At 42.6% G+C, this 524-nt stretch carries 1 tRNA gene and 1 rRNA gene; both read left to right on the plus strand.

The window, feature by feature from the left end:
* The first annotated feature begins 24 nt into the window (after nt 1–24).
* Nucleotides 25–100: transfer RNA gene (locus A7325_RS01785), tRNA-Ala, on the plus strand.
* 325 nt (nt 101–425) lie between these two features.
* Nucleotides 426–524: ribosomal RNA gene (locus A7325_RS01790) — 23S ribosomal RNA — on the plus strand; the annotation flags it as partial.

Raw genomic sequence — 524 nt, forward strand, 5'->3', positions numbered from 1 at the left:
CACTTAGACCCACCATTTATATATGGGGCCATAGCTCAGTTGGTAGAGCGCCTGCCTTGCACGCAGGAGGTCAACGGTTCGACTCCGTTTGGCTCCACCACTATAAACGCAGTAAGCTTTCAGTGCACAGCATAAACAGAATTAAGTGATCATCATTGATTATTTACTTCTGTTTTATACAGAACTTACTACTCGACGAGAGAGTAAGAACTATTTAAAAACATAGATATGAGTCTGGGTTAGAGTGGCGTGTTCACGCGACACTCTAACCTTAAGAAATCCTCTTTTAACGACATTGTTTGTTATCCCAAAGAGGGTTTCTTAAAAAAGTAAAGAGAACTGAATCAAGCGTAAACATAGGTGATATCGTTATCATAATTAGATTGTATGACACTTTGAAGTCGAAAGACTACTTGGGGTTGTATGGTCAAGTAATGAAGCGCACATGGTGGATGCCTTGGCAGTCAGAGGCGATGAAAGACGTGACAGCCTGCGATAAGCTTCGGGGAGGCGGCAATATCCTG

It is taken from the genome of Psychrobacter sp. SHUES1, assembly GCF_001652315.1.
In the GTDB taxonomy this organism is placed as follows: Bacteria; Pseudomonadota; Gammaproteobacteria; order Pseudomonadales; family Moraxellaceae; genus Psychrobacter; species Psychrobacter faecalis.